The organism is Streptomyces sp. NPDC048417 (assembly GCF_040651615.1).
GTDB lineage: Bacteria > Actinomycetota > Actinomycetes > Streptomycetales > Streptomycetaceae > Streptomyces.
The window spans coordinates 23299-29496 of record NZ_JBEZKI010000061.1 but is presented as its reverse complement, the minus strand read 5'-3'; the positions used below and the strand labels follow the sequence as shown (position 1 = coordinate 29496).

The window sequence follows — 6198 nt, the reverse complement described above, 5'->3', positions numbered from 1 at the left end:
CCCTCGTACTGGACGTACTTGGGTCTTCGGCTGGTGCGGCGAGAGTGCGTGCCGGGCGTCGCGACGGGGCGAACGTTGCCTGTCACGGCACTAGCCCGTCGGTTCCTTGACGGTGATGGCGTGCACCGGGCAGGCCCGGGCCGCCTCCCGGACCAGCGGGTCGCCGCCGCCGTCCTCCTTGCCGGGGAGCAGGGTGCTGAAGCCGTCGTCGTCCTGGGTGAAGACGTTGGGGGCCGTCATGGCGCACTGACCGGCTCCGATGCAGACGTCCGTATCGATCTCGATGTGCATGGCAGGAGCCTCTTACCAGGTCACGGGGAGTTCCAGCATCCCCTGGATCGTGTCGCCGGGTTTGAAGGGGATTTTTTCTGGAGGTGCGGCGAGCCGCAGGTCCGGGAGCCGCTCCCACAGGGTGCGCAGGGCGATCTCCAACTCGGTGCGGGCCAGGTTCTGGCCCAGGCACTGGTGGATGCCGAAACCGAAGGCCACGTGGTGGCGGGTCGGGCGGTGCCAGTCGATGGCGTCGGGGTCGTCGTACACGGACTCGTCGCGGTTGATGACCGAGGTCGCGAAGAGCACGCCGTCGCCCTTGCGGATGGTGGTGCCGGCCACCTCGATGTCCTCCAGGGCGACGCGCAGCAGGCCGTCGGCGATGGACAGCATCCGCATCAGTTCCTCGACGGCGGCGGGCACCAGCGCGGGGTCGGCGTGCAGTTCGGCGAGCCGCTCGGGCTGCTGGAGCAGGGTGAAGGTGCCGAGCGAGATCATGTTGGCCGTGGTCTCGTGCCCGGCGACCAGCAGGATGAGGGCCAGCGAGACGACCTCGTCGCGGTCCAGGGCGCCCTCGCGCAGCCGCTCGTGGACCAGGTCGTCGAGGACGCCCTCGCCGGGCGCCTCGTCCCGGCTCTTGCGGTCGGCCAGGTCGCCGAGATACGCCTCCAGCTTGTCGCGCGCGTCCAGGGAGTCCGCGGGCGCCGGACCGCGCAGCAGCCGCCGGGACTGCGCCTCGAAGAACTCGTGGTCGGCGTACGGCACACCGAGCAGGTCGCAGATGACCATGGACGGCACGGGCAGGGCGAAGGCGCTCACCAGGTCGGCCGGCGGCCCCTGGGCGACCATCCGGTCGAGCAGCTCGTCGACGATCCGTTGGATGGCCGGCCGCATCCCGGTCGCTCGTTTGAGGGTGAAGTCCGGGATCAGCATCCGGCGCTGGGTCTGGTGTTCGGGGTCGTCGAGGCCGAGCAGGGCGACCTTGCGGCGCTCCCGGGCCGCCGCGAACCGGGCGTTCGGCATCGGGAAGTCGTCCCGTCGGCGGTCGCTGGAGAGCCGGGGGTCGGAGAGCAGCGCCCGGGCCGTGCCGTGGCCGGTGACCGCCCAGGCGGTGCGGCCGTCGTAGAGCGTGACACGGGACAGCGGGGTTCCGTCGCGCAGGGGGTCGTAGCCGGTGGGCGGGTGGTAGGGGCACGTGCGGTCCTGCGGCCAGGCCACAGGGTCGGCCTGGTGGTCTGGAGTAGTGGGTTCCGTCAGGTCCGTCAGTTCGTTCATGGAAGACCTCGCAGACGAATGTCGTACGTCGTGCCGATCTTCATTAGATGCCCGGGGCACCTATGGGGCGACCGCAAGTTCAGCCAGATCGGTGAATCGGGTGATCTGGCCGAACCCCACGCGGTCGGGGGACGATTCCGGGCCGAAATTCGCTTGCCGGGGCGACGAGGCGGACCCCAGGATCTGCGCATGAACACTCCTGACGCCATGGTGCCGCTGACCTTCGCGACCGTCGGTCGGGGGCGGGTCCAGCAGCAGCCGAGGCGCCCCTGGAGGCCCGAGCCCGCACGTCCGTGACGGCCGCGCTCGTCGCCGGCCTGCTCGCCGGGTACGGGATCGCCGTCCCGGTCGGCGCGGTCGGCACATATCTAGTGTCCCTCACAGCCCGCACGTCACTGCGGACCGGCGCCTGTGCCGCACTGGGCGTCGCGAGCGCGGACGGCCTCTACGCCCTGCTCGCCGCGGTCGGCGGCGCCGCGCTGGCGACGGCGCTGCTGCCGGTGCTCGGGCCGCTGCGCCTGCTCTCGGCCCTGGTCCTGGTGGGCCTCGCGGTACGCGGTGCGGCGGCGGCGCTGCGCCAGTACCGGGAGCGGCGTCTTTCGACCCGGGCCGAGCGGCCGGTACCCGGTCCCGGACGGGCGTATCTCGGCCTGCTCGGGATCACGCTGCTCAACCCCACGACGGTGATCTACTTCGCGGCCCTGGTGGTCGGCACGCGTTCCGCCGAGCCGGCGCCGCCGCCGGAACAGGGCGTCTTCGTCCTGGCGGCCTTCGCCGCCTCCGCGAGCTGGCAGCTGCTGCTGGCGGGCGGCGGCGCGCTGCTCGGCCGGGGCCTGACCGGCCACCGGGGACGCCTGGTCACGGCGCTGCTGTCGAGCTGCGTGATGCTGGGGCTGGCGGCCCGGATGGTGCTGTCGCCGGGCTGAGCCCCCGGCCCGCGGTCAGGGCGCGAAGGCACCGGGCGGCGGCGAGGCTGTCCTCGTAGACGTGGTGCCGTACGACCTCACCGTCCCGGACGGTGAGGTGCAGGGCGAAACTGGCGTGATACGAGCGCCCCGTGGGGTTCGCGGTCTGCCGGACCCCGGTAAGGAGGGCCCGGTGTCGTGTGGATGATCCGGGGCGCTCCCGGTGTTGAATCGTGGCGTCAGTCTTGGAAGCGATGAGGGGACGGACCTCACATGCCTCTTGAGGGCGAGTACGAGCCCAGCCCGGCAGCCTGGGTACGCGATCAGGTCGAGCTGTACGAGAGCTCCGGCGGGACGAAGGGCACGACCCTGATGGACACCGGGATGCCCGTCATCCTGCTGACCACCCTGGGAGTGAAGAGCGGGAAGATCCGCAAGACGCCGCTGATGCGGGTGGAGCACGACGGGAAGTACGCCGTGGTCGCTTCGCAGGGCGGTGCGCCCAAGCATCCGGTCTGGTACTTCAACATCAAGTCGCAACCGCATGTCGAGCTCCAGGACGGGCCGGTCAAGCAGGACATGACCGCCCGTGAGATCACCGGCGCGGAGAAGGCCGAGTGGTGGGAGCGGGCGGTCGCCGCGTATCCGCCGTACGCCGATTACCAGAAGAAGACCGAGCGGGAGATCCCGGTGTTCGTGCTGGAGCCGCAATAGGGGAACTGACGGTTCCGGGAATCCTTTCCGGCCGGGGAACGTCGGAATTTAGAAAAATCTGTTTCCCGGAGGCATGAACCGGCTTCGGGCCGGGCAGCCGAATGTCAGGCCCCGCCGCGTTCCCCCGTCGCGGCGGGGCTTTCTGCCGCCTCCCGCGCGGAGCGGTCGGTCACGTCCAGGAAGATCTGGTCGGTCCCGCCGAACTCCCGGTCCAGGGACCGCTTGATGCGCACCAGGATCTCCTCGACCTCTTCGCTGTCCAGGCCGGGCGCCAGGTCGACCCGGGCCGCGACGAGGGTCGAGTCGAGGCCCAGCTTCATCGTGAACAGCGCTTCCACGCTGTCGATCTCGGGCTCCTCCGCCAGCCGCTCCCGGATCGTGCGGCTCAGCTCCGGGTCCGCGGCCTCCCCGATCAGCTGGGCGCGGGCGTCGGCGCCCAGCCGGTAGGCCACGTACACCAGCAGGACGCCGATGGCCAGTGAGGCGGAGGCCTCCCACGCGACCTGCCCGGTGACCATGTGCAGGACCATGCCGGTCATCGCGAGCAGCACCCCGAGGACCGCGGTGGCGTCCTCGGCGACGACCGTGCGCAGCGCCGGATCCCGCAGCCCCCGGTCCTCCCGGCGGGCCTGGTGCAGCGCCCGGACCAGCGAGGCGCCCTCGGCGAGCAGGGCGACGCCCAGCACGATCAGGCCCGCCACATAGCCGCTGAGCTTCTCCTGCGCGCCGTTGCGCAGCGCCTCGACGCCCTGGAAGACGGAGAAGCAGCCACCCATGACGAAGATCCCGACGGCCGCGAGCAGCGACCAGAAGAAGCGCTCCTTGCCGTAGCCGAAGGGATGCCGTTCGTCGGGCGGGCGGCGGCTGCGGCGCAGAGCGGCCAGCAGGAACACCTCGTTGAGGCTGTCGGCGACGGAGTGCGCGGCCTCGGACAGCAGCGCGGGCGAGCCGGCGACGACTCCGCCGACGGCCTTGGCCGCGGCGATCACCAGATTGGCGGCGAGCGCCACGAACACGGTCAGCCGTGTCCTGCGATCGGCGTGCGACCGCTCCGAATGCCGCCCCGGCTGCTCCTGCGGCTGCTCTTGCGTTTGCCCTTCCGGCTGTTCTCGCAGCTGTTCTTTCGGCTGTTCTTGCGACGAAATCCCACTCACGACGGCCGACTGCCCCGGCACGGGCTGATCACACCGTACGGGAGGAGCGAATCGGGCAGCATCGGGGAACACGGTCCATCGGGCGCGTATCGACAAGGAGGCACCATGAGCGGTGACAGCGGCAACACCTCGCTCGGGCACAAGGCGTTCAAACGGTCCCCCAGTCACTTCGCGGACCGGATCACGGCGGACGGGCGGGACGGCTGGCCGGTGACGGCCGGGCGTTACCGTCTGGTGGCCAGCCGTGCCTGCCCGTGGGCGAGCCGGGCACTGGTGTCACGGCGGCTGCTCGGCCTGGAGGACGCCCTGTCGCTGGCCGTCACCGACCCGATCCAGGACGACCGCAGCTGGCGCTTCGCCCTCGACCCCGACGACCGTGACCCGGTGCTCGGCATCCGGTTCCTCAGCGAGGCCTACGACCGCCGGGAGACCGGCTACCCGGGCGGGGTGAGCGTGCCCGCGATCGTCGACGTACCGAGCGGGCGGCTGGTCACCAACGACTACCAGCAGCTGACCCTGGACCTGGCCACCGAGTGGAGCGCACTGCACCGGGAGGGAGCGCCGGACCTGTACCCGGCCGAGCACCGGGACGAGATCGACACGGTGATGGCCGAGGTCTACGAGGACGTCAACAACGGTGTCTACCGGGCCGGGTTCGCGCACGAGCAGAAGGTGTACGAGGAGGCGTGCACGGCGGTGTTCCGGCGGCTCGGCCTGCTCGCCGAGCGGCTGGCCGGGCAGCGCTATCTGGTCGGGGACACGATCACCGAGGCCGACATCAGGCTGTTCACCACGCTGGTGCGGTTCGACGCCGTCTACCACGGCCACTTCAAGTGCAACCGCTGGAAGGTGACGGAGAACCCGGTGCTGTGGGCGTACGTCAGGGACCTCTACCAGACGCCGGGATTCGGTGACACCGTCGACTTCGACCACATCAAGCGGCACTACTACCAGGTGCACACCGGCATCAACCCCACCCGTATCGTTCCCCTCGGCCCGGATCTCGCCGGGTGGCTGACGCCCCATCACCGGGAGCAGCTGGGCGGCCGGCCCTTCGGGGACGGGACACCGCCCGGCCCGGTGCCGGCGGCCGAGGAGGTCCCGGTCGCGGGGCGGCCCTGACAACGCGGAGGCACACATGGCCAAGCGCACGAAGAAACAGAAGCTCCCTCTCGTCTACGCACCGCTCGGCTTTCTGCTGAGCTGGGCCGGCGGGGCGCTGGGCGCACTGGCCTTCCGCCGGACCTGGATGGCGCTGCGTGGCGAGGAGGACGCGCCGGACGCCCTGGACCGGGACCGCGGCTGGGGCGAGGTGCTGCTGGCCGCGGCCCTCCAGGGCGCCGTCTTCGCGGTGGTGCGCAGTGCCGTGGACCGCACCGGCGCCACCGCCATCGAGCGCTCCACCGGGGCATGGCCGACGACCCGCAAGGGCGGCCGGGACTGAGCGGTCTCAGCCCAGCTTGGGTGCCGAGAGCGGCACCAGGCGCAGGGTGAAGGAGTGCCCGGCCGGGTCCGCGTACCCACGTTCCTCGTACGGCCCGGCCGGGTCCCGCGCCTCGATCGGCCGGCCGCCGAGCCCGACCACCCGGCGTTCCGTCTCGTCCAGGTCCTCGACGAGGAAGACGAGATGGGCCTGGAGCGAGTTCTCGGGGCGCGGCCAGCTGGGCGGGGTCGCGTTGACGTCCCGCCGGAAGGCGATCCGGCCGCCGTCGGCGGCGCGCACCTCGACGAGGTCGGCGGACACCTCGCTCTCCTCGCCCTCCAGCAACTGACGGTAGAAATAGGCGAGTTTATCGGGTTCGGCGCAGTCGAGCACCACGACGGCCGCGGTCACCAGTGCCATGCTTCCTCCCTGGGAAGGTCCTTCCCGTCCGTCTGTC

Annotated in this window: 8 protein-coding genes and 1 pseudogene; 4 read left to right on the top strand and 5 right to left on the bottom strand. The window is 71.2% G+C overall.

From position 1 onward, the window contains the following. Positions 1-90: 90 nt before the first annotated feature. Together AB0D59_RS49620 and AB0D59_RS49615 are read right to left on the bottom strand one after the other, a co-directional pair. A complete protein-coding gene (locus tag AB0D59_RS49620; RefSeq protein ID WP_362579320.1) occupies positions 91-291 on the bottom strand; it encodes a ferredoxin in 201 nt (66 codons plus the stop codon). A gap of 12 nt (positions 292-303) precedes the next feature. Continuing rightward, the gene (locus AB0D59_RS49615; protein WP_362579317.1) at positions 304-1545 is read right to left on the bottom strand and encodes a cytochrome P450; all 1242 of its coding nucleotides are present in this window, start codon (positions 1543-1545) and stop codon (positions 304-306) included. Positions 1546-1838: 293 nt separating this feature from the next. On the opposite strand from AB0D59_RS49615, the gene AB0D59_RS49610 reads away from it, so the two are divergent. Continuing rightward, a complete protein-coding gene (locus AB0D59_RS49610) occupies positions 1839-2471 on the top strand; it encodes a LysE family transporter (protein WP_362579314.1) in 633 nt (210 codons plus the stop codon). Here AB0D59_RS49610 and AB0D59_RS49605 read toward each other — a convergent pair. Beyond that, positions 2404-2625, bottom strand: a pseudogene (locus AB0D59_RS49605) (hypothetical protein); the annotation flags it as partial. The gene AB0D59_RS49610 and the pseudogene AB0D59_RS49605 sit on opposite strands and share 68 nt — an antisense overlap. A 98-nt stretch (positions 2626-2723) precedes the next feature. Here AB0D59_RS49605 and AB0D59_RS49600 point away from each other — a divergent pair. Continuing rightward, positions 2724-3164, top strand: coding sequence for a nitroreductase family deazaflavin-dependent oxidoreductase (locus AB0D59_RS49600; RefSeq protein ID WP_362579311.1), 441 nt, complete (start codon positions 2724-2726; stop codon positions 3162-3164). A 104-nt stretch (positions 3165-3268) separates the two neighbouring features. On the opposite strand, the gene AB0D59_RS49595 is transcribed toward AB0D59_RS49600, so the two are convergent. Further along, entirely contained in the window at positions 3269-4186 is a 918-nt protein-coding gene (locus AB0D59_RS49595; protein ID WP_362579325.1) for a cation diffusion facilitator family transporter, read from the bottom strand. A gap of 237 nt (positions 4187-4423) precedes the next feature. On the opposite strand from AB0D59_RS49595, the gene AB0D59_RS49590 reads away from it, so the two are divergent. After that, entirely contained in the window at positions 4424-5440 is a 1017-nt protein-coding gene (locus tag AB0D59_RS49590; protein WP_362579309.1) for a glutathione S-transferase C-terminal domain-containing protein, read from the top strand. 16 nt (positions 5441-5456) lie between these two features. Continuing rightward, positions 5457-5762, top strand: a complete 306-nt coding sequence (locus AB0D59_RS49585) for a DUF4235 domain-containing protein (RefSeq protein ID WP_362579306.1) — start codon at positions 5457-5459, stop codon at positions 5760-5762. Positions 5763-5768: 6 nt separating this feature from the next. Here AB0D59_RS49585 and AB0D59_RS49580 read toward each other — a convergent pair whose 3' ends face one another. Beyond that, positions 5769-6161 (bottom strand): VOC family protein, encoded by a 393-nt coding sequence (locus tag AB0D59_RS49580; RefSeq protein ID WP_362579304.1) that lies wholly within the window; start codon positions 6159-6161, stop codon positions 5769-5771. Positions 6162-6198: the final 37 nt, after the last annotated feature.

What these genes read in the sequence shown, in the direction of transcription:
- AB0D59_RS49620 (WP_362579320.1), bottom strand. Translation starts at nt 291, where the DNA reads ATGCACATCGAGATCGATACGGACGTCTGCATCGGAGCCGGTCAGTGC.
- AB0D59_RS49615 (WP_362579317.1), bottom strand. Translation starts at nt 1,545, where the DNA reads ATGAACGAACTGACGGACCTGACGGAACCCACTACTCCAGACCACCAG.
- AB0D59_RS49600 (WP_362579311.1), top strand. Translation starts at nt 2,724, where the DNA reads ATGCCTCTTGAGGGCGAGTACGAGCCCAGCCCGGCAGCCTGGGTACGC.
- AB0D59_RS49590 (WP_362579309.1), top strand. Translation starts at nt 4,424, where the DNA reads ATGAGCGGTGACAGCGGCAACACCTCGCTCGGGCACAAGGCGTTCAAA.
- AB0D59_RS49585 (WP_362579306.1), top strand. Translation starts at nt 5,457, where the DNA reads ATGGCCAAGCGCACGAAGAAACAGAAGCTCCCTCTCGTCTACGCACCG.
- AB0D59_RS49580 (WP_362579304.1), bottom strand. Translation starts at nt 6,161, where the DNA reads ATGGCACTGGTGACCGCGGCCGTCGTGGTGCTCGACTGCGCCGAACCC.